Source organism: Erwinia rhapontici, from assembly GCF_012271765.1.
Lineage (GTDB): Bacteria > Pseudomonadota > Gammaproteobacteria > Enterobacterales > Enterobacteriaceae > Erwinia > Erwinia rhapontici.
Map to the genome: position 1 here is coordinate 916,530 of NZ_VRKO01000010.1, position 23,868 is coordinate 940,397.

General features: G+C 57.0%; 21 protein-coding genes and 1 pseudogene. 13 read left to right on the forward strand and 9 right to left on the reverse strand.

Annotated elements, in window-relative coordinates; translation table 11 throughout:
- Positions 1 to 91 precede the first annotated feature (91 nt).
- Positions 92 to 394 (forward strand): annotated as a pseudogene (locus FVB43_RS09440) (MetQ/NlpA family ABC transporter substrate-binding protein); the annotation flags it as partial.
- Positions 395 to 439: 45 nt separating this feature from the next.
- On the opposite strand, the gene FVB43_RS09445 reads toward FVB43_RS09440, so the two are convergent.
- The gene (locus tag FVB43_RS09445) at positions 440 to 808 is read right to left on the reverse strand and encodes a hypothetical protein (protein ID WP_167863821.1); all 369 of its coding nucleotides are present in this window, start codon (positions 806 to 808) and stop codon (positions 440 to 442) included.
- Between the two features lie 245 nt (positions 809 to 1,053).
- Here FVB43_RS09445 and FVB43_RS09450 point away from each other — a divergent pair, with 245 nt between their 5' ends.
- Positions 1,054 to 2,517, forward strand: coding sequence for an MFS transporter (locus tag FVB43_RS09450; RefSeq protein WP_133841963.1), 1,464 nt, complete (start codon positions 1,054 to 1,056; stop codon positions 2,515 to 2,517).
- Positions 2,510 to 3,715 carry an acyl-CoA dehydrogenase family protein gene (locus FVB43_RS09455; protein WP_167863822.1) on the forward strand — a complete coding sequence of 402 codons (1,206 nt, stop codon included), beginning with the start codon at positions 2,510 to 2,512 and terminating at the stop codon, positions 3,713 to 3,715. The genes FVB43_RS09450 and FVB43_RS09455 overlap by 8 nt, the downstream gene beginning before the upstream one ends.
- Before the next feature lie 90 nt (positions 3,716 to 3,805).
- On the opposite strand, the gene FVB43_RS09460 is transcribed toward FVB43_RS09455, so the two are convergent.
- Together FVB43_RS09460 and aldA are read right to left on the reverse strand one after the other, a co-directional pair.
- Positions 3,806 to 4,756 (reverse strand): sulfonate ABC transporter substrate-binding protein, encoded by a 951-nt coding sequence (locus tag FVB43_RS09460; RefSeq protein ID WP_167863823.1) that lies wholly within the window; start codon positions 4,754 to 4,756, stop codon positions 3,806 to 3,808.
- A 160-nt stretch (positions 4,757 to 4,916) separates the two neighbouring features.
- Positions 4,917 to 6,356 carry an aldehyde dehydrogenase gene (aldA, locus tag FVB43_RS09465; RefSeq protein WP_167863824.1) on the reverse strand — a complete coding sequence of 480 codons (1,440 nt, stop codon included), beginning with the start codon at positions 6,354 to 6,356 and terminating at the stop codon, positions 4,917 to 4,919.
- A 73-nt stretch (positions 6,357 to 6,429) separates the two neighbouring features.
- On the opposite strand from aldA, the gene FVB43_RS09470 reads away from it, so the two are divergent.
- Together FVB43_RS09470 and rhaT are read left to right on the forward strand one after the other, a co-directional pair.
- On the forward strand, positions 6,430 to 6,600 hold the full coding sequence (locus FVB43_RS09470; RefSeq protein ID WP_167863825.1) for a hypothetical protein: 171 nt from the start codon (positions 6,430 to 6,432) through the stop codon (positions 6,598 to 6,600).
- 137 nt (positions 6,601 to 6,737) lie between these two features.
- Entirely contained in the window at positions 6,738 to 7,772 is a 1,035-nt protein-coding gene (gene rhaT, locus FVB43_RS09475) for an L-rhamnose/proton symporter RhaT (RefSeq protein ID WP_159336595.1), read from the forward strand.
- A 771-nt stretch (positions 7,773 to 8,543) separates the two neighbouring features.
- Here the strand turns inward: rhaT and rhaR are convergent.
- Positions 8,544 to 9,407: an HTH-type transcriptional activator RhaR gene (gene rhaR / locus FVB43_RS09480; RefSeq protein WP_133841968.1), complete on the reverse strand. Its 864-nt coding sequence runs from the start codon at positions 9,405 to 9,407 to the stop codon at positions 8,544 to 8,546.
- 11 nt (positions 9,408 to 9,418) lie between these two features.
- Positions 9,419 to 10,240, reverse strand: coding sequence for an HTH-type transcriptional activator RhaS (rhaS, locus tag FVB43_RS09485; protein WP_133841969.1), 822 nt, complete (start codon positions 10,238 to 10,240; stop codon positions 9,419 to 9,421).
- A gap of 298 nt (positions 10,241 to 10,538) precedes the next feature.
- Here rhaS and rhaB point away from each other — a divergent pair, with 298 nt between their 5' ends.
- The 4 genes from rhaB to rhaM are packed head-to-tail and all read left to right on the forward strand — an operon-like array spanning position 10,539 to position 14,420.
- Positions 10,539 to 12,011, forward strand: coding sequence for a rhamnulokinase (gene rhaB / locus FVB43_RS09490; RefSeq protein WP_167863826.1), 1,473 nt, complete (start codon positions 10,539 to 10,541; stop codon positions 12,009 to 12,011).
- Positions 12,008 to 13,264, forward strand: coding sequence for an L-rhamnose isomerase (locus FVB43_RS09495; RefSeq protein WP_133841971.1), 1,257 nt, complete (start codon positions 12,008 to 12,010; stop codon positions 13,262 to 13,264). Before rhaB ends, FVB43_RS09495 begins: the two co-directional genes overlap by 4 nt.
- 9 nt (positions 13,265 to 13,273) lie before the next feature.
- Positions 13,274 to 14,116, forward strand: a complete 843-nt coding sequence (gene rhaD, locus FVB43_RS09500; RefSeq protein WP_133841972.1) for a rhamnulose-1-phosphate aldolase — start codon at positions 13,274 to 13,276, stop codon at positions 14,114 to 14,116.
- Positions 14,106 to 14,420: an L-rhamnose mutarotase gene (gene rhaM / locus FVB43_RS09505; RefSeq protein ID WP_167863827.1), complete on the forward strand. Its 315-nt coding sequence runs from the start codon at positions 14,106 to 14,108 to the stop codon at positions 14,418 to 14,420. Before rhaD ends, rhaM begins: the two co-directional genes overlap by 11 nt.
- Before the next feature lie 812 nt (positions 14,421 to 15,232).
- Here the strand turns inward: rhaM and hpxO are convergent.
- Positions 15,233 to 16,390, reverse strand: coding sequence for an FAD-dependent urate hydroxylase HpxO (gene hpxO / locus FVB43_RS09510; protein WP_167863828.1), 1,158 nt, complete (start codon positions 16,388 to 16,390; stop codon positions 15,233 to 15,235).
- Positions 16,391 to 16,643: 253 nt separating this feature from the next.
- On the opposite strand from hpxO, the gene FVB43_RS09515 reads away from it, so the two are divergent.
- Complete coding sequence (locus FVB43_RS09515) at positions 16,644 to 17,276, forward strand: hypothetical protein (RefSeq protein WP_167863829.1); 633 nt, start codon at positions 16,644 to 16,646, stop codon at positions 17,274 to 17,276.
- Here FVB43_RS09515 and FVB43_RS09520 read toward each other — a convergent pair.
- From FVB43_RS09520 to FVB43_RS09530, 3 genes are read right to left on the reverse strand one after another with little or no spacing between them, the layout of a single operon-like run.
- Positions 17,268 to 18,452, reverse strand: a complete 1,185-nt coding sequence (locus FVB43_RS09520; RefSeq protein WP_133841976.1) for an MFS transporter — start codon at positions 18,450 to 18,452, stop codon at positions 17,268 to 17,270. The genes FVB43_RS09515 and FVB43_RS09520 overlap by 9 nt on opposite strands.
- On the reverse strand, positions 18,449 to 19,441 hold the full coding sequence (locus FVB43_RS09525) for a methyltransferase (protein WP_167863830.1): 993 nt from the start codon (positions 19,439 to 19,441) through the stop codon (positions 18,449 to 18,451). The genes FVB43_RS09520 and FVB43_RS09525 overlap by 4 nt, the downstream gene beginning before the upstream one ends.
- Positions 19,438 to 21,420: a TonB-dependent receptor gene (locus FVB43_RS09530; RefSeq protein ID WP_167863831.1), complete on the reverse strand. Its 1,983-nt coding sequence runs from the start codon at positions 21,418 to 21,420 to the stop codon at positions 19,438 to 19,440. Before FVB43_RS09530 ends, FVB43_RS09525 begins: the two co-directional genes overlap by 4 nt.
- A gap of 120 nt (positions 21,421 to 21,540) precedes the next feature.
- Here FVB43_RS09530 and FVB43_RS09535 point away from each other — a divergent pair, with 120 nt between their 5' ends.
- From FVB43_RS09535 to FVB43_RS09545, 3 genes are all read left to right on the forward strand, one after another.
- Complete coding sequence (locus FVB43_RS09535) at positions 21,541 to 22,467, forward strand: helix-turn-helix domain-containing protein (protein WP_167863832.1); 927 nt, start codon at positions 21,541 to 21,543, stop codon at positions 22,465 to 22,467.
- A gap of 69 nt (positions 22,468 to 22,536) precedes the next feature.
- Positions 22,537 to 22,983, forward strand: coding sequence for a DUF441 domain-containing protein (locus FVB43_RS09540; protein ID WP_133841980.1), 447 nt, complete (start codon positions 22,537 to 22,539; stop codon positions 22,981 to 22,983).
- A 48-nt stretch (positions 22,984 to 23,031) separates the two neighbouring features.
- The gene (locus FVB43_RS09545; RefSeq protein ID WP_133841981.1) at positions 23,032 to 23,457 is read left to right on the forward strand and encodes a hypothetical protein; all 426 of its coding nucleotides are present in this window, start codon (positions 23,032 to 23,034) and stop codon (positions 23,455 to 23,457) included.
- The last annotated feature ends 411 nt before the right edge of the window (positions 23,458 to 23,868 follow it).

Consider the following 23,868-nt stretch of genomic DNA (forward strand, 5'->3'; position numbering starts at 1 on the left):
CGTCTCCTTTTAAGTGCTGAGTACGTTAATAACTATGCCTTATCACGTGCAAGGCAAAAAATGCTATTTTTTATAGTGTAGGGATTTTAAAGAAAATCCGAAAAAATTTAATTTTAAGGAGCTGGGCCTGTTAACTATTCCACGGGCATTAAATTCTGTGGGTGCGGCGATTGGGTATGTTTCCCAGTTTGATGCAGGAAAAGTTTCTCGCGACAAAGGCATATTATTCCCGCCTGCGCCACAAACCTTTTCCTCACAGTTGGTGATTGGTACGCCTTATTTAAACGATGAAAATATTATCAAGCTGAAAAAAGCGTTTGCCGATCCCCGTGTGCAGCAGTGGTTAAAGGAAACCACCGATCCGCTGGTGCAGGGTGTGCTGGTGCCTGTTTCGGAAAAATTAAAAAAGCCCGGAATGATAATCCGGGCTTTTTTAACATCAAGGCATTCTGTAAAGGGTAAATAAAGGTTGAGCTTGTCGATAGGCGAGGTCGGGATACATTGCGCGCTGCCTGAAATCTGAAATCCAGATTGAACCATCGAACATGGCCATGTGACCGATCAGGTCATCTTCACTATGTGTTTGAATAACAACAATATCACCAGCAATTATTATTGAGTCAGCAGGCAACTCGGCAAACCCTGCACGTGATAATGATGCGCTAAAGTTTTTTGCATTATTGGTTCGGTGCAGAGTGATTCCACCTGCTTCTATTGCCTGTTTGGTAAATTCGGCACAACTATTTTGGGATGCTGGTTTTGCACGACTTCGCAAGTGTTTTAATGCTTTATCTCTGTTCCATTTCATGTCGTTCTCCTTTTAAAACAATCGCGTACTCTAATGAATTTGGCATGCTTCTTGCTAAGCTAATTGTGCTATTTGCATTTATTATGACATTTAAGTGATTTATTTTACGTGCATTATGACTTTGTCGCACATTCAAATAATTTTTCCTTGTTTGTTATTGCAAGGTTTCCTCTCTATAAAAGTAGTGTGGCACCCGAAAATAACGGGTGAACCTGCAAATAAAATAATAGATATATGGGGATACTATGAGTTCAATTAATATTGACGATGGCATTGCAATATCGCCATCCCATTCAACACCGGTTCGATCCGTCAGTGATGTGGCGCAGCTGATTAACACCCGTACCAGTAAAAATAGTTACGCACGCTGGATAGTCTTTCTGGCTCTGGGCGGCGTGTTTCTCGATGCCTACGATCTGACCACGCTCTCCTACGGCATTGACGATGTGGTGAAAGAGTTTGGCTTAACGCCGGCGATCACCGGGCTGGTGACGTCATCGATCATGATCGGCACCATAGTGGGCAACCTGCTGGGTGGCTGGCTGACCGATAAATATGGCCGCTACTCCGTCTTTATGGCCGATATGCTGTTCTTTGTGGTCTCCGCGATTGCTGCCGGATTAGCGCCGAACGTTTGGGTGCTGATCGGTGCCCGTTTCCTGATGGGCATTGGCGTTGGCATCGATTTGCCCGTGGCGATGGCCTATCTGGCTGAATTCTCGAAGTTTGCGGGCAAAGGCAACAAAGCCGCCCGGCTGGCGGCCTGGTGCCCGATGTGGTACGCCGCTTCGTCCGCCTGTTTCTTTATTATCTTTGCGCTCTACTTCCTGCTGCCTGCCGAACACGCCGACTGGCTGTGGCGCGCCTCGCTGCTGTTTGGTGCGGTGCCTGCGCTCTTGATCATCGCCGTGCGCAGCAAGTTTATGAATGAATCCCCGCTGTGGGCCGCTAATCAGGGTGACCTGGAAGGGGCGGCGCGTATTCTGCGTGACTCCTATGGCATTACGGCGCATGCCGCCGAACCCGATGAAAGAGAGCCCGTGAAGAAGGCCCCCCCGAAGGTGAGTTTCCGTGTGCTGTTTCAGAAACCGTACCGCGAACGCACCATTGTGACGGCGGTCATGAATATCTGTATCTCGTTTGAATACACCGCGATTGCCTTCTTCCTGCCGTCAATTCTTGCGCAGTTCCTGGGGGCAGGCGTGTTTGAAACCATCTCTGCTTCACTGGGGCTGAATGCGCTGTTTGCCTTTACCGGCGGTCTGCTGGGCATGCGTCTGGCATGGAAATTCCCATCACGTCATGTGGCGATTGCCGGTTTTGCCCTGCAATTTATCGCGTTGATCTCGCTGGCGCTGATTGGTCACCCAAGTGCCACGATGGGTGTGGTGTTCGCCATCCTGATGTTGGGTCTGTGGCTGTTTGCTGAAGGTTTCGGCCCTGGCGCGCAGATGATGATCTACCCGGCACTCTCTTATCCAACGCATATCCGAGCCACCGGCGTCGGCTTTGGCCGCTCCCTGTCCGGCGTCGGCAGTGCGCTGGCGCTGTTTATCCTGCCCATTTTACAGGCCTCTTTTGGCACTAATATGTTCTGGATTGTCTCGCTGGCCGCGATTATCCCGATTATTTTCCTGCTGGTGATCCGTTTTGAACCGACGAAGCAGGACATTGATGACCCATCCGAAAAGGAAGAATCCTATGTCTGAATCTGTTGCTGATTACGCCGCGCTGGCGGCCCGTTTTCGCCCGGTATTTGCCCGCATTGCTGCAGGTGCTGCCGAACGTGAAGTGACGCGTACACTTCCGCTGGAGCCGATACGTTGGTTGAAAGAAGCCGGGTTCGGCACCCTGCGTATCCCGCAGGCGGAGGGCGGTTTTGGCGCCACCTTGCCGCAGCTGTTCCAGCTGCTGACGGAGCTGGCGGAAGCCGACTCTAACCTGCCGCAGGCGCTGCGCGCCCATTTCGCTTTTGTGGAAGATCGCCTGAATCAGCCTGACAGTGAAGAGCGTCAGCGCTGGTTCCGCCGCTTCCATGATGGCGAGCTGGTGGGCAGTGGCTGGACGGAAATCGGCAATCTCAAGCTGGGTGAGGTAATCACCCGCGTCACCCCGTCAGAGAAGGGCTGGTTGATCTCCGGCGAGAAGTTTTACAGCACCGGCACGCTGTACGCCGACTGGATTGATGTTTATGCCCAGCGCAACGATAACGGTCGTGATGTGATTGCGCTGGTCAATACCCATCAGCAGGGCGTGGAGCGTGAAGATGACTGGGACGGCTTCGGCCAGCGTCTGAGCGGCAGTGGGACCACCCGTTTTCATCAGGCAGAGGTTGAGCAGGCGCATGTCTATGATTTCACCGAGCGTTTTCGCTATCAGACCGCGTTTTATCAGCATGTTTTACTGTCGACGCTGGCGGGAATTGGCCGAGCCGTGAAACGCGATGCGGCGGCAGGCGTTGCCAGCCGTAAACGCGTCTACAGCCACGGCAATGCCACGCAGGTGAAAAACGATGTACAGGTGTTGCAGGTAGTGGGGCAGATCTCCAGCTGGGTCTATGCGGTGGACGCCGCCGTTCAGCAGGCAACGCATGCGCTGCAAGGTGCTTATGAGGTCCATAACAGCGGGGACGAGGCGCTGATCCAGCAGGCCAATGTGCTGGCGGAACTGGCGTCAGCACAGGCGCAGGTGATTGCCACGGAGCTGATCCCGCGTGCCGCAACCGAGCTGTTTAATGCACTGGGGGCATCAGATACTCGCATCAGTAAAGCGCTGGATCGCCACTGGCGTAATGCGCGTACCGTGTCGTCGCATAATCCGGTGATTTATAAGATCCGTAATGTGGGCGACTGGGAGGTGAACGGTAAGGAACCGACGTTTATCTGGCAGATTGGCGAAGGGGAGTAACACCCAAACCTACCCACTCTTCACTCTTAGCAGCGGGTCGACCTTTTCTGGTCGACCCGCGATTTGGATGGGGTGGAATTCAGGCCGAAATTATTTCTTATCCAGCGACCACGTCGCCGAACTGACATCCACCTTCACTGGCAATAATCCAATCTGGGTAAACTTATCCGCCAGTGCCTGCTGCTGCTTAAACACTTCCGGTGTCATGCGCTCTGCACCGTAGGGCATTCTCGCCAGTGCACGCTGCCAGATGGGCTGAGGCAGGCCGGTCGAGGTTGAAAGGATCTTCGCGGCGTCATCCGGGTGGGCGTTAGCCCAGGTACTCAGGGTTCCCAGCTCATCGACCACCTGTTTCGCCGTCTGCGGATAGGTATCGGCAAACTTGCGGCTGGCGAGATAGAAGGTGTAGTGCGGTACCAGACCTTCGGCATCTTTCACCAGACGCGCTTTGGCGTTGGTTTCCACTTCGGCGTAGTACGGGTCCCAAATCACCCAGGCGTCCACCGCGCCGCGCTGGAATGCGGCGCGGGCATCGGCCGGAGGCAGATAAACCGGGGTAATGTCTTTATAGTTCAGGCCGGCATCTTCGAGGGCGCTGACCAGTAGATAGTTTACGTCAGAGCCTTTGTTCAGCGCCACGCGCTTGCCTTTCAGGTCCGCGACGGTTTTGATCGGTGAGTTCTCCGGTACCACAATCGCTTCTGTTTTCGGGTTTGCCGGGGAGTGGGCGAGATAAACCAGATCGGCCTGGGCTGCCTGAGCAAAGGTCGGCGGGGCATCACCCGTAGCCGCAAGGTCGATGCTGCCGACGTTCAGGCCTTCCAGCATCTGGGGCCCGGCTGGGAATTCAACCCAGCGTACGGCGATACCCTGTTTTTTAAACTGCTCGTCCAGCGTGCCGCGATACTTCAGCAACGCGAAGATATTGGCTTTTTGGTAGCCGATATTGATGGTTTTTGGTGCGGTTTCAGCGGCGGTGGCGGAAAAGGTCGAGCCAATAACGATCCCGGCAATCAGTCCGCTCAGTAATGCTTTATTCATGTTATTTCCCCAGGTAATAAGCGCTATGGGAAAAACATAACAAACTGCATGAAGCGGGCTTAACGAGTAGTTGTGATAACGATATGTGCAGGATAGATAAGGACAGAGGGCGATCGGAAAAAATGATCGCCCCCTACGGTGAATACGCCAGCAATATGGGTTACTGGTATTGCAGATACGCGACGTGGGTTTGCAGATATTCCTCCAGACCATGACGGCCATCGGCCCCACCGATGCCGGACTTACGCCAGCCCGCGTGGAAGCCCTGCATGGCTTCGAAGTGCTCGCGGTTGATATAGGTTTCACCAAACTTAAGCTGCTTCAGGGCCAGCATCGCGGTGTTCAGATTCTGGGTAAAAATGGAGGAGGTGAGACCATATTCACTGTCGTTGGCCAGCGCAATGGCTTCATCCAGCGTGCTGAACTTCATCACCGGCAGCACCGGGCCAAAGGTCTCTTCCTGCATGATATTCATCTTTTGCCCGACATGGGTCAGCAAGGTGGGTTCGAAGAAGAAACCGGTGTTGCCTGAACGCTTGCCGCCTGTCACCACCTTTGCCCCGGCAGCCACCGCATCCGCCACTTTTTTTTCCACGCGTTGCAGTGCTGCCGCCGTGATCAGTGGCCCCATGTCCAGACCTTTTTGGCTGGCCGGGTCGCCCCAGGTGACCTGCTTAAAGGCAGCACTGAGACGTTCAACCACCTCGTCATATACCCCATCCTGCACGTAGAGGCGTTCTGCGCAGTTACACACCTGCCCGGTATTGATCATGCGTGATGCCACAATCGCTTTTACCGCCAGATCGAGATCGGCGTCGTTCATAATGATGGCCGGGGCTTTGCCACCCAACTCCAGCGAGACCCTGGTAATGTTCTTTGCCGCCGCCTGCATGGTGGCGATCCCGGCACCCACGCTGCCGGTCAGGCTGACCAGTCCGACCTTCGGGTTTGCGGCCAGTTCGTGACCGACCACCGGGCCGTAGCCGGTAACCAGGTTAAACACCCCGGCAGGCAGACCAATCTCATCAACAATCTGCGCAAAGATAATCGCGTTGTTCGGGGTCAGTTCACTCGGTTTGACCACGATGGTGTTGCCCGTTAACAGGGCCGGCGCGGCTTTACGGGCAATCAGGAAAAACGGGAAGTTCCACGGCAGAATCCCTGTCGTGACGCCAATCGCTTTCTTAAATACCAGGATGTTCTCCTGCGGGCGATCGCTTTGCACGATCTCACCTTCATAGCGGCGCGCCCATCCGGCCATATAGTCCAGATAGTCCGCGGTAAAGAACACTTCCGTTTCGGCGAGCTCCTGGGTTTTTCCCCCTTCGGCAACGATGGTGGCGGTCAGATCTGCGGCACGCTGGCGCACACCCTGGGCGATTTTTTGCAACCAGTTACCGCGCTCAATAGCGGGCAGCGCTTCCCAGGCGGGCTGGGCCGCCTCTGCCGCATCAATAGCACGCTGCGCATCTTCTGCGCTGCCTTCAGGAATGCGCGACAGCACGGCTTCGGTTGCCGGATTGATCACTTCTATCCAGCGATCGGCGCGATTTTCGACAAACTCACCATTGATATACATGTGTTGCTGAACTGGGTTCATGGCTGATTCTCCGTGACACACTTTTTATAGGGTTGTTAATTAACAGCGCAAAAACTGTTGCAGGTCTGAGAAGGTGCAACAGCTGGCGGTGAATCACCTTGATGTGGCTGCCATCAATGAGAGCTGGCTGGCAAAAACGGCAAGAACCCCATGCCTGCGCTGGCATTATTTATATTTAGTGATGAATATGAGTGGCTTAGGAAAAAATCACGATTTAGCACGTTGCAGCGAATCAGATGATTGATTTGTGACAGCGGAGGGGAGAAGGTGCTCAATTTTGCCAGGTTTGGTGCCAGAGGGGCAACCAGCCTAAGGTTGAGCACCTGACCTTCTCCGTAGACTCCTTCGTCATCAGGGCAAACAACAACGAAGGATTAAAAAATGAGTGAAGCCATTGTCTCCGGTATTTTGTGGCATCTGGTCGGGGCCGCAAGTGCTGCCTGCTTTTATGCACCGTTCAAAAAAGTGCGCAACTGGTCATGGGAAACCATGTGGTCGGTGGGGGGGATCATGTCGTGGATCGTGCTCCCCTGGGCCGTCAGTGCGATCCTGCTGCCCAACTTCTGGGCCTACTACAGCGCGTTCTCGCTTGAACAGTTGATGCCTGTCTTCCTGTTCGGCGCGATGTGGGGGATTGGTAACATTAACTACGGTCTGACCATGCGTTATCTCGGTATGTCGATGGGCATTGGTATTGCCATCGGCATCACTTTGGTGGTCGGAACGTTAATGACGCCGCTGCTTCAGGGGCGCTTTGTGGAGCTGTTCAGTTCTGCCGGTGGACGATTGACGCTGCTGGGCGTGCTGGTTGCTCTTGCAGGCGTGGCGATCGTCTCCCGTGCCGGGTTGTTAAAAGAACGGGCAATGGGCATCACTGCGGAAGAGTTCAACCTGAAAAAAGGGCTGGTACTGGCGGTGATGTGTGGGATTTTCTCGGCCGGGATGTCCTTTGCCATGGACGCCGCCAAACCGATGCATGAAGCGGCAGCGGCGCTGGGTATCGATCCGCTATACGTGGCGTTACCGAGTTACGTGGTGATTATGGGCGGTGGTGCGCTGGTTAACCTTGGTTTCTGTTTTATCCGTCTGGCGACCAAATCAAACCTGTCAGTGAAAGCGGACTTCTCTGTGGCGAAATCATTGCTGATTGCCAACGTTTGTCTGTCACTGCTCGGCGGCATCATGTGGTATCTGCAGTTCTTCTTCTATGCCTGGGGCCATGCACGCATTCCGGCGCAGTATGACTTTGTCAGCTGGATGCTGCACATGAGCTTCTACGTCTTGTGTGGTGGTCTGGTGGGTCTGGTTCTGAAAGAGTGGAATAACGTGGGGCGTAAGCCGGTGCAGGTCCTTAGCGTGGGATGCTTCGTGATTATTATTGCGGCCAACATTGTTGGTCTGGGTATGGTTTCCTGATCTGGGAGAGAGCCCCGGGACTCTCTGGCTTGCTGTCAGTTTAAGGTCAAGGTCAAGGTCAAGGTCAAGGGCGTTTCGCTTTCCCGCTGCGCGGGCGAAGCGACAAGGGGCGGCCAGTCGCCGCCGCCCCTTGACCCCGGGCTTGCGGCAGGCGCCGCGCCCGTTTCACGGGTACCTTCGTCAGTTCCGTTCACCGACGGACCGCTCGTGACGGCACTTCCCTGTGCCGGCCCGAGCTTTCACCGCCGTCCTGGCGGTTCATCCTGGTTCACATCACTTCCTCAGCGCAGCTTAATTGCCGCCTCAACATCAAAACCCAGGTCAAACCCTAAAACCCAAATTTTAAAAAAAACAAAATGACCAAAAGCCCAGAAAGGCTTTTTGTGTCTGGTCTGTCTGACTTGTCTTTGATTATTCTTTTGACGTGGATGTTGACCTTTTGAGCGGCAATTAAGCCTCGCCGAAGGAGGGCGGATTTCCAGGACGAGCCGACAGGACGTCGGCGAGAGGGTTAGCCGGGACAGGGATGTCCCGTCACGCCCGGTCCGGCGGGAAAGCCGACCGACTGAGGGAACCCGCGTCAAGCGGGCGATGCGCCTGCCGCAGCCCGGATTCCTAAGGGCGGGGCGACTGCCGTCCTTAGGTCGCTTCGCCCACGAAGTGGGAAAGCGAAACGCCCTTGACCTTAAGACCTTGACCTGGGCTTGACCTGGCCTTGGCTCAAGTTCAAGCCCCTGACCTTATGCCTCAAAGGTCAACCCTCCATGGCCATCAGGCCTTTTCCGGCCGAACGTGCAAAGCGGAAGGACGCACAAATCGCTGGCGCCAGGCGCTGGGGGTCAGCCCGGTATCACGGGTGAACACCACGGAAAAGTAATTACTGTCATCAAAGCCGCAACGTGCGGCCACTTCACCGATCAGACATTCGCTGGTACGCAACAGGTGCTTCGCCTGGCATAGCTGCAACTGACGTAAATAGTGCCCGATAGTCATGCCAGTTTGCTGACGGAAGAGTTGTTTCAGCGCACGCTCTGACAATTGGTGCTGGCCACAAAAGGTGGCAAGGTCAAAGGGGACAGCAATCTGCCCCTGAATCGCGGCCATCAGCAGATCGAGCTGTTCTCCCTCCGGCATCTGCCAGGCCCGATCGGACGCATAACGATGGCGTTGCAACACTAAGGCCAGCTGTAAAAACAGCGCCTCCGTCAGCTGACGTGACAGCACATCACTCTTCCTGCTTTCCTGTTCAAGCTGCTGGATCACGCCACGCGCCAACGCCATGCCGCGTGTGGTTAAACGCCAGGCGGCGGATTCACGCGGGGGAATAAGTTGCTGCCAGTCGAGGCTCAGTTGAAAACGCTCCGGGCAGTAAAGAATATTATCCAGCGCCAGTTCATTGACCGATTCATAGCTGTGGCAGTCATTGGCATTCAGATAGAAAATATCACCGCAGGTGATCAGCCAGGGGCGGTCATTCATCACGTGCAGGCCATTACCGCGCCAGACCAGCACAATCTCATTGAATTCGTGGACGTGAGGCGGGAATGAGGGTTGAGAGGTGCGTTCAGCCACCGCGACAGGCATCTGTTCAGAAGGGAAGTAGTCAGCTTTTGCCAGTCGCAGGGGAGCGGTCACGGGTCACCTCATCAGTCATTTTGTCGCAGTGTACGTGGAGAAAGGCCAAATTCACGCTTGAACAGCGTAGAAAAGTGATTGCTGTCACCAAAACCGCAGTGAAACGCAATATCTGTCACCCGCATTTCACTGTGACGCAGCAGGTGGCGTGCTTCCAGCAATCGCAGCCGATTAAGGTAACGTTGAGGTGTGCTGCCGGTCTGCTGTTTCAACTGGCGGTGGAGCGTGCGCAGCGACAGCGAAAAACGGTCGGCAAGATTTTCCCAGTCCACATCCTCACTGTAGTGATCCGCCAGCCAGTCCAGCAGACCACGCAGGCGACTGTCCTGATCGTCGTTGCTGGCGCTGCCCCCCTGGCGTAACAGCAACAGCAGACGCATAAAATGCATCTCCTGCTCTGCCTGGCAGGCCAGGCTGTCACTGAGCGGTGGCTGCTCTAACTGCTCGATTAACTGCCTGGCCTGGGCCAGCACCTTGTTGCCGATACGCCAGTGCGAGGGGTAGTTTCCGTCCTGCTCCTGCGGTAGCAGATGCTGCAGGCCGGAGAGAAAACGAAAGGATTCCGGCCCGCGATAGAGCACGTTGGTCAGGCACAGATTTTCCGTTTGCTCATACAGATGGCGATCATGGCTGCGTACAAAGCAGACGCAGCCGCTGCATAAAGGCTGTGACTGGCCGTTAAAAACATGAATACCTGCCCCCTGTTCAACAATGACAATTTCATGAAAATCATCATGATAATGCTCCGGGAACACCCCTTGTGGCGCACGGGGTTCAATGGCGACCGGGAAATGCCCTGTCGGGAAGAAATCAGCGCTGTGTAACACGGTCATGATCGTTTCCTCTTTAACATATCAGCAACAGAGTCTACGCAGCGTGATGGCAGCCCACCTTGAATTTTTGACAGCGAAAGCGACTATCCCGGTGATATTTTTAAGAAAGTGGGGGAAAGAGTGAGAAATGAGGGCAGGGTCACATCCCGTGATTCTGCGTGCCAGTAATCAAATTGTGATCTGCTTCACGTTCATCTTTGCCAGGCTGCCAGCGGTCAGATCCGGCTGGCAGTAGCGAGAAGGTGGCAAAATCAGGCTCTTTTACACTGGTGACATTGAATCATCAGGAAGCGAACACATGAGCCTTCGTCACTTTGTCGCCATCGATCTTGGCGCGTCCAGCGGCCGCGTTATGCTGGCCCGTCACGACTCAGAAAGCGGTGCGATGACGCTGAATGAAGTCAGCCGCTGCGTAAACCAGCTGGTCACCGTTGATGACCATCAGTGCTGGGATCTTGATGCACTGGAACAGTTTATTACTGACGCACTGGAAAAAATCGACCGCCAGGGCATCGTGCCCGAAAGCATCGGGATTGATACCTGGGCGGTCGACTATGTGCTGCTGGATGCGCAGGGGAACCGGGTGGGTCTACCCGTGGCCTATCGCGATGACCGTACCCAGGGCGTGATGGCACAGGCCTGCCGTGAACTCGGCCATGACCGTATTTATCAGCGCACCGGCATCCAGTTCCTGCCGTTTAACACCCTGTATCAACTGCGTGCACTGTGCCGTGATGCCGCGCCAGAACTGGCGCAGGTGGCACATGCACTGATGATCCCTGACTACCTGCATTACCGCCTGACGGGTGAACTTAACTGGGAATACACCAACGCCACCACCACGCAAATGCTGAACATCACCAGCGGTGAGTGGGACGCGGATCTGCTGCGCTGGAGCGGGGCGAACCCGTCATGGTTTGGCAAACCGTCACAGCCAGGTAAACGCGTCGGGGGCTGGACCAGCCCGTCAGGCAAGGTGATCCCGGTGGTGGCCGTTGCCACCCACGACACCGCCAGTGCCGTACTGGCGACGCCGCTGGCGGGTGACAATGCGGCTTACCTCAGTTCCGGCACCTGGTCATTAATGGGCTTTGAAAGCCGTCTGCCCTTTACCTGTCAGGCTGCCCAGGATGCCAATATCACCAACGAAGGCGGGGCCGAAGGGCGCTTCCGGGTGTTGAAAAACATTATGGGTCTTTGGCTGCTCCAGCGTGTGTGTAGCGAGCTGGCCATCACCGATCTCTGTCAGTTGATTGCGGATGCGGAGCAGCAGCCAGCCTGTCAGTGGCTGATTAACCCGAATGACGATCGCTTTATTAACCCACCCAGCATGGTACGTGAAATTCAGGACGCCTGCGCCGGGCAGCGAATGCCGGTGCCGGGCACCCCAGCTGAGCTGGCGCGTTGCATCTTTGACAGCCTGGCATTCTGCTACCGCCAGGTGTTGCAGGAGCTGGAACAGCTGCGCGGTGCGCGCTTCAGCCAGCTGCATATTGTCGGCGGCGGCTGCCAGAATCCATTTCTTAATCAGCTATGTGCCGATGCCTGTGGCATTCCGGTGTTCGCTGGCCCGGTGGAGGCCTCCACGTTGGGCAATATCGGCTGCCAGCTGATTACCGCCGGTGCGGTGGCCGATGTCACGGCTTTCCGCCAGCAGCTTGGCCAGCATTTCCCTCTTATCCGTTTTGACTCTCACGGGAGTGATGTGTTTCGCCGCAATCTGGCGCGTTTCGTGTCACTCACCTCTTCAGCAAAGGAGCTATGTATATGACCCAGGCCATCGAGCAGGCTTTCGTCCTGGCGAAACAGCGTTTCGCCGATATCGGTGTGGATGTAGAAGCCGCACTGTCACAGCTCGACCAACTGCCCGTTTCCATGCACTGCTGGCAGGGCGACGATGTGCGCGGTTTTGAAAACCCGCAGGGCGCACTGACGGGCGGTATTCAGGCCACGGGCAACTATCCTGGCCGCGCACGTAATGTGGAAGAGTTGCGTTCGGACCTTGACCAGGCGATGGCGCTGATCCCCGGCCCGAAACGTCTCAACCTGCACGCGATCTATCTGGAAAGCGAGCAGGCCGTCAAACGCAATGAAATCAAACCACAGCATTTTGCCGGGTGGGTCGCGTGGGCGCGCGATCGCCAGCTGGGGCTGGATTTTAATCCCAGCTGCTTTTCGCATGAGCTGAGTGCTGATGGCTTTACCCTGGCGCACAACAATGCCGAAATCCGTCAGTTCTGGATTGAGCACTGTCAGGCGAGCCGCAAGGTGTCGGCTTACCTGGGGGAGCAGCTCGGTACGCCCTCAGTGATGAATATTTGGGTGCCGGATGGCATGAAAGATCTGACCGTGGATCGCCTTGCGCCACGTCAGCGCCTGATGGAATCCCTGGATGAAGTGATCGGCGAAAAACTCAACCCGGCTCACCATATTGATGCCGTCGAAAGCAAGCTGTTCGGCATTGGCGCCGAGAGCTACACCGTGGGTTCGAACGAGTTTTGCCTCGGTTATGCCGCCAGCCGCCAGATCGCGCTGACGCTGGATGCCGGTCACTTCCATCCGACCGAAGTGATCTCCGATAAGATCTCTACCGCGATGCTGTATGTGCCACGCCTGCTGCTGCATGTCAGCCGCCCGGTACGCTGGGACAGCGACCACGTGGTGCTGCTGGATGATGAAACCCAGGCGATTGCCAGCGAAATCGTGCGTCAGCGTCTGTTTGATAAGGTGCACATCGGCCTCGACTTCTTTGATGCCTCCATCAACCGTATTGCGGCCTGGGTGATCGGCACGCGCAATGCCAAAAAAGCGCTGCTGCGTGCACTGCTGGAACCGGTCGATATGCTGAAAACGCTGGAAAACGACGGGGATTACACGGCGCGTCTGGCGCTGCTGGAAGAGCAAAAATCCCTGCCCTGGCAGGCCGTGTGGGAAACCTGGTGTCTGCGCCACGATGTCCCGGCGGGTGCCAGCTGGTTAAACGACGTCCGTCATTACGAACAACAGATTCTCAGCCAACGTTAAGGGTATGACATGCAAAAAATTATCAACGCCTGGTTTGTCCAGGGAATGGTCAAAGCGACTACGGATATGTGGCTGAAGGGCTGGGATGAACGTAACGGCGGTAACGTCTCGCTGCGCCTGCTGGACGAAGAAGTTCAGCCGTTTGCGGCAGACTTTGACCGTCAGCCGCGTACGCTGGAACTGAGCCAGCCTGCACCTCAGCTGGCCAATGACTGGTTCCTGGTGACCGGTTCGGGCAAGTTTTTCCGCAATGTGCAGCTCGATCCGGCTGACTGTCTGGTACTGCTGCGCGTCAGCGAAGATGGCCGCGCCTTTACCATCCACTGGGGCCTGACCAACGGTGGTGTTCCTACCTCTGAGCTGGCATCACACTTCCAGTCGCACAGTGTGCGTAAGCAACTGACCAACGGCGCGGATCGTGTGATTATGCACTGCCATGCCACCCACTTTATGGCGTTAAGCTATGTGGTGGATTTGGATTCAGCCAGCTTCACTCGCCTGTTATGGGAAGGCAGCACCGAGTGTCTGGTGGTGTTCCCGGATGGTGTAGGGATTGTGCCGTGGATGGTGCCGGGCACCGATGGGATTGGCCGTGCAACGGCTGAGAAAATGCAGTCACATACGTTGGTGATGTGGCCGTTCCACGGTATTTTTGGTGCGGGACCGACCCTCGACGAAACCTTTGGCCTGATTGATACCGCTGAGAAGTCATCCGAAGTGGTGGTGAAAGTGCTGTCGATGGGCGGTATGAAGCAGAGCATAACGACTGAAGAACTGGTGGCGCTGGGTGAACGTTTCGGTGTGCAACCCTGGCGCGCGGCGCTGGAGGCGAAGCATAACCATGTTGCGTAAAGCGTTTGTGATGCAGGTGCATCCTGATAAGCACCAGGAGTATCAGCAGCGACATAATCCGATCTGGCCGGAGCTGGCGCAGACGCTGAAGGATCACGGCGCGCACCATTACAGTATTTTTCTGGATGCGCCGCGCAATCTGCTGTTTGCGGTGGTGGAGGTGGAGTCAGAAGAACGTTGGAATGCTGTGGCTGAGACGGAGGTGTGCCAGCTCTGGTGGCAATCGATGTGTGAGTTGATGCCGTCGAATGCGGATCATAGTCCAGTGAGTGCAGAGTTAACGTCGGTGTTTTATCTGGCGTGAGGGGGCCGATTCTCGGCTAAGCCCAGGGCCAGGTCAATGTCTTAAGGTCAACGTCAACGTCAACGTCAACGTCAAGGGCGTTTCGCTTTCCCGCTATCGCGGGCGAAGCGACCAAAGGGCGGCAGTCGCCCCGCCCTTTGGAATCCGGGCTTGCGGCAGGCGCCACGCCCGCTTTGCGGGTGCCTTCGTCAGTTCCGTTCACCGACGGACCGCTCGTGACGGGACGTCCCTGTCCCGACACGACCTTTCACCGCCGTCCTGGCGGTTCATCCTGGTTCACATCACTTCCTCAGCGCAGCTTAATTGCCGCCTCAACATCAAAACCCAGGTCAAACCCTAAAACCCAAATTTAAAAAAATAAAATGACCAAAAGCCCAAAAAGGCTTTTTGTGTCTGGTTTGTCTGGTTTGTCTGGTTTGTCTGGTTTGTCTGGTTTGTCTGGTTTGTCTGGTTTGTCTGACTTGTCTTTGATTGTTCTTTTGACCTGGCCGTTGACCTTTTGAGCGGCAATTAAGCCTCGCCGAAGGAGGGCGGATTTCCAGGACGAGCCGACAGGACGTCGGCGAGAGGGTGAGCCGGGACAGGGATGTCCCGTCACGCCCGGTCCGGCGGGAAAACCGATCGACTGAGGGAACCCGCTTTAGCGGGCGATGCGCCTGCCGCAAGCCCGGGGTCAAGGGGCGGCGGCGACTGGCCGCCCCTTGTCGCTCAGCCCGCGCAGCGGGAAAGCGAAACGCCCTTGACCTTGACCTGGCCGTAGACCTTGACCTTAAGACGTTGAACCGGCCTTTCGGGTCGACCGAAATAGAAGGTTACGCTAATGGCCCACCCTGAATCGTCTCACACATCCCACTGATAATGCGTTCCCCGGATTCCTGCCTCAGCCCGGCGTACCACTCCGCGGTTAACGCCGGGTCCTTCGCATGGGTCACATCGCAGCGCTTACGTGCTTTCAGCACCAGATCCTTCACCCGATCGGCTCGCTTATGCTGATAACGCAGCAGGGCATCCTCAATCCCCAGCGAGTTACTGTGCAGCGTCATCGCCAGAACCACCGCATCTTCCATCGCCGCACAGCCGCCCTGGCCGATATCCGGCGTGGTACTGTGTGCCGCATCCCCCAGCAGCGCCACACGGCCTTTAACCAACTGAGCGAAGGGCTCAATGTCGTGGATCTCCACGCGGTTGGTGGTTTCCGGATTCAGCTGCGCAATAAGCTGCTGCACCGGCGCTGCCCAGCCTGCGAAGTAACGGGATAAATCATCGCGCAGACTGATGCGATCTTCCGCTACCCCCTTCGGCAACGGCACGTCGAAGAAGAAGTAAAAGCGATTCCCCGCAATTGGCATCAGCGAAACACGTTTACCTTCACCCACAAAGGTCGTCCACTGGTTGGCCGGGGCCAGGGACTCATCAATCTCGACCAGCCCGTTCCAGTTCACATACCCCGCATATCGGCGCTCGGTGGCGTAACCCAGCACGGACTCGCGCACTACCGAGTGGGTGCCATCACAGGCAATCAGCAGATCCCCCTGTGCTTCACTGCCATCTTCAAAGAAAGCCGTGACGCCGTCACTTTGTTGTTCAACGCGACTCACGCGTTTACCGAACTGCACGTTATCAAAGCCCCAGGTATTCAGTAGCATCGACTGGAGTTCGGAACGCGCCACCGGGTAAGGGCGCTCGCCAGAATCCTGTACCAGCGCATCAAGGCTGAACTGCGTCAGGGTTTCCGCGCTCTGATAATCTTTATACGCCATATAATGCATCGGGCCGCCAATGGCGCGCAGGGCATCTTTCATCCCAAGATAGTTAAGGCATTTCACACCGTTGGGCCAGATGGAAATAGCCGCGCCGACCGGCTTAATCTCTTTCACCGCTTCATACACTTCGCTGTCGATCCCGCAGCGCTTCAGCGCAATCGCTGTACACATCCCACCAATACCGGCACCTATGATAATTGCTTTCATCCGTTCCTCCTCTCGATCTATATGTACAGGAAGCAATTTCCATACCAGCCTCTCATGGCACACTGCATGCTGCGCTGCGGGCCACCGATGCAAGAATGAAACAAAGGTTGCAACGATGTGCGGCGCAATAATGATGCAGTGCACGCTTATGGTGCTGTGATAGTGAAACTTTCGTTCGGGTGTGAATAGTTTCGCTGGCAATTTCTGTTATTTTTGCCAAAGTAACCTTCTGCCCCTTAAAAGAGATGCGGTTATGACCATCATTGCCTGCCTGCATGCAGCCAGAAGCAATATCGAGGTGTTTGAGCAGGCGTTAACCACGCTGGATTACGACGAGGTTGAACTGCTGCATCGTGTAGAGAGTGAGCTGTTTGCACAAACGCAGGGCGAACAGGGCATGACTCCCGAAATTGTGGCCGCTACGCGCCGTGCGATTGAAGAGTTGTGCCAGCAGGCCGATGCGGTCATTGTCACCTGTACCACATTGGGTGTGGCGGTGTGGGAAGCCGAGTTCAGTAAACCCGTACTGCGGGTGGATGCCACGCTGGCCAAAATCGCCTCTCGTTATCACGGCACGATCCTGGTGCTGTGTACCGCTCAGTCGACGCTGGAGTCGACCACGCAGTTGTTCAGCGCGTTTATCCCCGGCGATCGTCTGTATGTCGAGCTGGTGCCCCGTGCCTGGGCCTGGTTTAACCAGGGCGACATCGACGGTTATCATCAGCAAATTGCCGATTATATTCAGCAACGACCGGAATGCGCACTGGGCTGTATTGTACTGGCGCAGGCGTCGATGAGCGGAGCAGAGAAACGCGTGAACAGCACGCTGGCGGTACTGAGTGGCCCGCAGGTCAGTTTGCAGGCCGCTCTCGATCTCCTACACTAACAGGCGCTGACCGATGGCCTGGCGCTGGTGCCAGGCATATATCGCCACCAGCAGCGTCAGCAGCGCTAGCGTGGAGAGCATGGCTCCAGCGCCCAACCGGTCCAGCAGCAGCCCGCTGAACAGCGGCACCGTCAGGCGCGACAGCGTAAACAGACTGGCCTGCAAACCGTAATCCACCGCCCGATTTTCCGCACGGCTGAATGCCATCATCAGCATAAACATCAGTGCTGACAGTCCGCCAATCGCCGCCGCCATCAGCGTTGAAATTGCCAGCAGATAACGGGCAGGCAGTTGCCCAATCACACCCAGCGCCATCACGGCCAGCGAGAGGCTGGCAAAGGCCAGCCAGCCCGGCAGTGCCGCCGCCGCATTGCGGCGCGTCAGCCAGCGGGCGCTGAGTAAACTCACCACCGCTCCCAGTGCACTGCCACCAACACCGACCCAAAGGATCACCTGTTGCAGCGGTAGCCCGGCATCCAGCAGCAGGGGTTTCAGCCACAGCCAGCCGCAGCCGAGGAAGGGAAAGGCCAGCAGGCAGATCGGCAACCAGCTTTTACCGCCAGGCTGGTGCAGGAAACCCCGTACCGCCACGGCAGGATGGTCACCCCGGGCCGGTTCCGGCAGCAGACGTAATAGCAGTGCGCTGCTCAACGCCGCCGCACTCATCAGCCAGCAGGGAAGCGCCCAGCCATAGTGCTGCCATAGCAGCAGCATAACGCCGCTGCCCCCCACCGCACCGGCAAACAGCGCCGCCGCACGTACGCTGCCCGCCCGGGGTTGCTCGCCGTCATGAAACAGCGCGATGGCCAGCGCATTCACCGGCACATCGCACCAGGCCAACAGCAGGCTGCCCGCGAGCAGCAGCATAAACAGCACGGTTTTATCCTGCTGCAACGATATCTGGCTCAGCAGCGCAAACAGTGCCGCCAGCAACAGCCAAAGGAGGCTGCCCCAGTCTTTATAGCGCTGGCGAAACAGACGGCTGCGCTGCACCGGAAAGGCCAGCCACAGCTTGATCACGGCGGGCAGGGCGGCCAGCTGAAACAGCCCCAGTTCACTGCCGCTCCAGCCCTGCTGGTGCAGGATCAGCGGCAGCCCGAGCATCAGCCAGGTGACGGGCAGCGTCAGGCTGAAATTAAACCAGAAAAACAGCAGCTGTAATCCAGCGCGCCTCATGGTGTGGCGTCCTGAAACGCCACATGCACCATCAGCGGTGCCATCGGGAACGGATACGACTGGCAGCGGATACCGCTGAATCCGGCACCAGCCAGCATCTGCGTCATCTCGCCGTGATGGAACACATGTTTCCCGCGCAGTATCAGCGGCAGGAAGAAGGGCAGCACTTCGCGCGCCTGGTCGGGCTGTGGGCCAATTTCGGCATGGGCGGCGATCAACACGCCACCGGGGCGCAGCCGTGCCCGCAGCTGGCGTAATGTTTCCAGTGGATCAGCGACAAAATGCAGGAACGACGAGCACCAGATAATGTCGAAACGCTCCTCTGCTGTCAGCTCACTGCGCGCGCTAAAGCGGCCATCCAGCCCGGCGGCGCTGAGATTCTTTTGGGCAACGGCGGCGGTTAATGGCAGGTCCTGTACCACGCCGTGCAGCTGAGGATAGCGCTGCCCCAGCGCTGCGCTCACCAGACCGGGGCCACCCCCCATATCGAGCAGGGTTGCCGGGCGGGTAAAGTGCGGTAGCGTGGCGGCAATGGCGCAGGCCGTATCCGCTGTCAGCGCACGCTGTTCCTGAGCAATCTGCGTGCTGGCGGCTTCGGCCCAGGCCGCATCCTGCGCCAGCTGTGCGCTAAAGCCGGGCAGCGGTTGAGTGACCCGCGTCGGAAGCTGCTGGCCTAAAGCACGCAGTGAACGCAGACGATAACGCCAGGCATCACCCACATAGCGATCCCCCTGCGGGCAGAGCAACGCGTGTACCGCCTCCGTTACCCGATAACGATCGCCTTCGCGGTTCAGCCACCCGTCACTCCACAGCAGCTCCAGCAGCGGGGCCGTGGGGTCCGGGTGCCAGCTCAGCCGGGCAGCCAGCTGTGCCGCCGTTTGCGGCTGTTGCAAATGATGGAACAGGCGATGGTCGAGGGCCACCGCTAACGCATCGGCCATCACGCTACTGGCAGCCAGCCGGTCCAGGTGTTTGAGTACAGTATTCATAGTTGATAGCTCACTTTGAGGCCCATTTCACGCGCCGGGCTGTAAACACGTACGGTGCCGTTGATGTAGCCCACTGCGTCGTACTCTTTGTCCGTCAGATTATCGACGTACAGCGACACATCGAGGTCGCGCCAGGCATAGCCGATGGTCATATCCAGAACACCGTAGCCTGCCTGCTGATATTGATTAGCGGCATCGAGGAAGCTGCGGCCTACGCCGTGCCATTGCAGCTGGCTGTAAGCGCCGCTCTTGTGGTCGTAACGCAGACCAAGGCTGGCGGTGGCATCCGGGGCGAAGGGGTTATGGTTCCCGGCATAGTTATTCGCGCCGTCCTGATAACGGTCAAAGCGCGTATGGTTAAGGCCCAGCGAGCCCTGCACGCGCAGCTCTGGCAGCAAGGCGTAATCTGCCTCCAGCTCCCAGCCCGTCGAGCGGGCTTTGGCGGCATTGCCGATGTACACCACGCCCGCCTGAACGATCTGCTGCACCTGCATATCGCTGATATCCATCAGATAGATGGAGCTGCTGTAGCGCAGGCGTTTATCGTCGGACAGCCCTTTGATCCCCAGCTCCCAGGATTTCACTTTCTCCGGGTTGTAGGGGGCATACTGCGTGGCCGGGGAGAACAGGTTGAAACCTCCGGCACGGAAACCCTGGCTGTAGCTGGCGTACGTCTGGACGTCAGGCCGCCACTGGTATTGCAGGGCGATTTTCGGTGACAGGCTGTGCCAGCTGGCTTCGCGTTTGTCCACTGTTGAAGGCGTGACGCTGACAGCGCTGCGTTCGGCGCGACCGCCCAGCGTCAGGCTCCACGGCCCGCTCAGCGTCTGTGTCCATTCGCCAAACACCGCCTGCGTGTTACCGCGCTGCGCAATGCGTTGCTCAGTCAGCATCAGCGGCAGTTTCTGCTGATAGCGGAAATGATGATCGTCGGCGTCAAAATAGAGCCCGGCCAGCCAGCGGTGGCGGTCGCCTTCGCCCTGCAAGCGGAACTCCTGCGAACGGGTGGTCAGATGGTAGTCGCGTTGCAGGTGCAGACGGTCGGCAGCGATAAAGTCGGTGTCCTGCTGCACCCGATCCCAGAAGTCGCTCTGCGCACTGATGGAACGAAACTGCCAGCCGTTCTCCAGCAGATGGCGATAGTCGAGGGAGATCACGCTGGCACGGGAATGGTTCCAGGAATCGGTGCCGCTGTTGACCACCCGGTCACGGCTGGCGACCGGGCCCCACTGTGAACCGCCGTCGTGATAGTTCTTATGGCTGTAACGCAGCCGGAGATCGTCGGCATCGGTGGGCGTCCAGCGCAGTTGCAGCCGCTGGTTATCACGCTCACGGTCATCGGCTTTGCCGCCGCGCAGGGCATTATCAATGTCGCCATCCTGGGATTTCCACTCCCCGGCAACGGCCATATACAGCCGATCCTCAACCAGCGGCGTGCTGAAACTCCCGCGCAGCTGCTGACGGTTACGACTGCCATAGATCGCGTCGATCCTGCCGCGTTGCAGGTTGTCCGGGGTGCGGGTCACCACATTGATCACCCCGGCCTCGGCGTTACGGCCATAGAGCGAGGATTGTGGCCCACGCAGGATCTCCACGCGCTCCACGTCCATAAAGGCATTATCAAACCCCTGATTGGTCAGCTGCGGCACACCGTCTTCGGTCAGTAATACGGAGGAGGAGAAGCCGGTCGCACTGCCGCTCAGGCCGCGCATCACGGGCAGGTTGGTACCCGACTGTCCCCAGGGTTGAAACACCAGGCCAGGCGTGCGTGCCGCCAGCTGGCTTATCTCCTCCACCCGTTGTGCCTCCAGATCCTCGCCATACAGTACGGACAGTGAGGCAGGCACCTCGACGGCAGGCAGGGCCGTTTTGGTGGCGGTCACTACCATCTCATCGGCGGCGGTGTGAATAGTGGTATCGGTGGCGGCAGCAGCGATGCCGGGCAGGGCCAGCAATAGCCCCCAGTAACCTGTACTCATGGTGATCCTCATTGTTGTCGATAGCGCAGAAACGCCAACTATGCTATCTATAAATGAGAATGCTTATTATCCTCGTTTGTCTGCGAGGCGGTGATTTTACTCTGGGAAACGGTGAACCTGATGATCCAGCCTTTTCAGGGCACACAAAGCTATCGCGTCAGCGCCGCTGATGCGCAGGTGACGGGTGCCATCCGCGCATTACCGCCAACGGTCGGTGACTGTCGTTCGCATTTCACCACGCTTGCGGACGGCATGACGCTGGTGCGCTCGTTGTATCAACCTCAGCGGCCGCTGATTGAAGAAACCTGCAATCCTCATGCACAGCCGATGCTGGTGCTGACCTTCGGCCTGGCAGGCCATTCGGTTTATCAGGGGCGCGAAGGGCAGGAAACCCGCTTCAGCCAGCACTATCTGACCATGACCAGCTTCAACGGCAGCGTGGGCGAGCGGCACTATCGTGCATGCGAAACGGTCAGTCAGCTGCGTCTGCTGATTGGGGCCAGCGGCGTGAAACACTATTTTGGTGAAGAGGTGTGTGAACGCCTGTTCCGGCAGCCCATACTGGCCCACCACGCCTGGACGCCGTTTAACCCGGCAACGGAAACGCTACTGGCACAGCTGGAAGCCAGCCGTCAGGATCCGCTGATGCAGCAGATCCATGCGCTGAATCTACTGGCGCTTTACCGGCATTTGCTCCTGTCTGCGGGGAACCGGCCGCTGCACCCCCAGGACGATCGGCGGCTGGAGCAGGCGCGGGAATGGATGCTGGCGCATCTGGCCGAGCCGTTCTCCCTCAGCACGCTGGCGATGGCGGTAGGGTTGAGTGATTACAAACTTAAGCAGGGTTTTCATCAGCGTTTTCATACGACGCCGGGACAGATGCTGTTACAGCTGCGCATGGAACAGGCGCACCGCCTGCTGGAGCAGGGATATCAGGTGGCGCAGGCGGGCTGGCAGGTGGGTTATCGCCATGCGAATAACTTCAGCGTGGCGTTTCATCGCTATTTTGGCCGTCATGCCAGCGCGGTCACGGGAAAAAAACAGTAGAGTCGATACGGAAAATGCTTATGCTGTTAGCACAAGATGTTATGTAACTGTTATTTCAGGAAGAGAAAAATGTTCGATCTGACCCTCGTTATTCTGCTGTTTCTTGCCGCTTTGAGTTATTTCAGCCACAACCTCACTGTCACCATTGCCCTGCTAGTGCTGGTCGCCATTCGCATGACGCCGCTGCAACAGACGTTCCCGTGGATTGAAAAGCAGGGGGTAACGGTCGGGATCATTATTCTGACCATCGGCGTCATGGCACCGATTGCCAGCGGTACACTGCCTTCCACCACCCTGATGCACTCCTTCCTGAACTGGAAATCACTGCTGGCGATTGCGGTGGGCATTTTTGTTTCCTGGGTTGGCGGGCGTGGCGTGGCATTAATGAGCAGCCAGCCTACCGTGGTCGGGGGGTTGCTGATTGGGACGATTATTGGCGTTTCGTTATTCCGTGGCGTTCCGGTTGGTCCGCTGATTGCCGCTGGCCTGGTCTCACTGATGATCGGGAAATCCTGAGCAAATATGTTATCCTGCCGCCAGAATTTTATCTGACAGAGAAACAGTGTGAGCACTAAACAAGATAAGCGTAATAAACGCGCCAAACTGAAGCAGAAACAGGCCAATAAAACCCGCGCCCACGGTCGCCAGATGGATGCCATCGGCCGCCAGAACTATGAAGCGACGCCAGAGATGGTAGAACTGTTTGCCACGCTGCCGGAGCTGGATGAAAGCGGCGATATGCCGTTTGTCGTGCCGGTGTATCACTGGTCGCGGGCCGAGTATCAGTTTGATGGCAGCAATGACGAGGGCGATAAGCTCCAGGTTGCGGCATTGTGCGTGATGTACATTCACTGGAAAACCAGCGAGGGTGCAACCACTCTGGTGCAGAACGAACTGGTGGAAGCGGCACTGCGTCTGGTCGAAGAGAACGAGGCCTTTAAGCAGCGTTATCAGCAGGCAGAAGTGGAAGCCGGTATCAAAGAAGCCTAAAAAAAGGGCAGGCGCCCTACGGTGCCTGCCTAGTCATCCTGCCAACCCTACTTCAATTTATCCTTCTAGCCTTCATACTTTGAGCTGCAACGGCGTTGGCTGCGGCTGCGCGCCCCGGTCACATAGTTATCTATGCTCCCGGGGACTTACAGCCTTGCCGCCTTGTTGCAACTCAAATTATTTCGGCTAACTATTCTTCATACTTTCAGCTGCAACGGCGTTGGCTGCGGCTGCGCGCCCCGGTCACATAGTTATCTATGCTCCCGGGGACTTACAGCCTTGCCGCCTTGTTGCAACTCAAATTATTTCGGCTAACTATTCTTCATACTTTGAGCTGCAACGGCGTTAGCTGCGGCTGCGCGCCCCGGTCATAGAGTTATCTTAGTTGCGCGTACGCGTTCGTCCCAGGCC

Bases quoted from the DNA above. Each gene is read 5' to 3' on its own strand.
- FVB43_RS09445 (WP_167863821.1), bottom strand. From the start codon at position 808: ATGAAATGGAACAGAGATAAAGCATTAAAACACTTGCGAAGTCGTGCA.
- FVB43_RS09450 (WP_133841963.1), top strand. From the start codon at position 1,054: ATGAGTTCAATTAATATTGACGATGGCATTGCAATATCGCCATCCCAT.
- FVB43_RS09455 (WP_167863822.1), top strand. From the start codon at position 2,510: ATGTCTGAATCTGTTGCTGATTACGCCGCGCTGGCGGCCCGTTTTCGC.
- FVB43_RS09460 (WP_167863823.1), bottom strand. From the start codon at position 4,756: ATGAATAAAGCATTACTGAGCGGACTGATTGCCGGGATCGTTATTGGC.
- aldA (WP_167863824.1), bottom strand. From the start codon at position 6,356: ATGAACCCAGTTCAGCAACACATGTATATCAATGGTGAGTTTGTCGAA.
- rhaT (WP_159336595.1), top strand. From the start codon at position 6,738: ATGAGTGAAGCCATTGTCTCCGGTATTTTGTGGCATCTGGTCGGGGCC.
- rhaS (WP_133841969.1), bottom strand. From the start codon at position 10,240: ATGACCGTGTTACACAGCGCTGATTTCTTCCCGACAGGGCATTTCCCG.
- rhaB (WP_167863826.1), top strand. From the start codon at position 10,539: ATGAGCCTTCGTCACTTTGTCGCCATCGATCTTGGCGCGTCCAGCGGC.
- FVB43_RS09495 (WP_133841971.1), top strand. From the start codon at position 12,008: ATGACCCAGGCCATCGAGCAGGCTTTCGTCCTGGCGAAACAGCGTTTC.
- rhaD (WP_133841972.1), top strand. From the start codon at position 13,274: ATGCAAAAAATTATCAACGCCTGGTTTGTCCAGGGAATGGTCAAAGCG.
- rhaM (WP_167863827.1), top strand. From the start codon at position 14,106: ATGTTGCGTAAAGCGTTTGTGATGCAGGTGCATCCTGATAAGCACCAG.
- hpxO (WP_167863828.1), bottom strand. From the start codon at position 16,390: ATGAAAGCAATTATCATAGGTGCCGGTATTGGTGGGATGTGTACAGCG.
- FVB43_RS09515 (WP_167863829.1), top strand. From the start codon at position 16,644: ATGACCATCATTGCCTGCCTGCATGCAGCCAGAAGCAATATCGAGGTG.
- FVB43_RS09520 (WP_133841976.1), bottom strand. From the start codon at position 18,452: ATGAGGCGCGCTGGATTACAGCTGCTGTTTTTCTGGTTTAATTTCAGC.
- FVB43_RS09525 (WP_167863830.1), bottom strand. From the start codon at position 19,441: ATGAATACTGTACTCAAACACCTGGACCGGCTGGCTGCCAGTAGCGTG.
- FVB43_RS09530 (WP_167863831.1), bottom strand. From the start codon at position 21,420: ATGAGTACAGGTTACTGGGGGCTATTGCTGGCCCTGCCCGGCATCGCT.
- FVB43_RS09535 (WP_167863832.1), top strand. From the start codon at position 21,541: ATGATCCAGCCTTTTCAGGGCACACAAAGCTATCGCGTCAGCGCCGCT.
- FVB43_RS09540 (WP_133841980.1), top strand. From the start codon at position 22,537: ATGTTCGATCTGACCCTCGTTATTCTGCTGTTTCTTGCCGCTTTGAGT.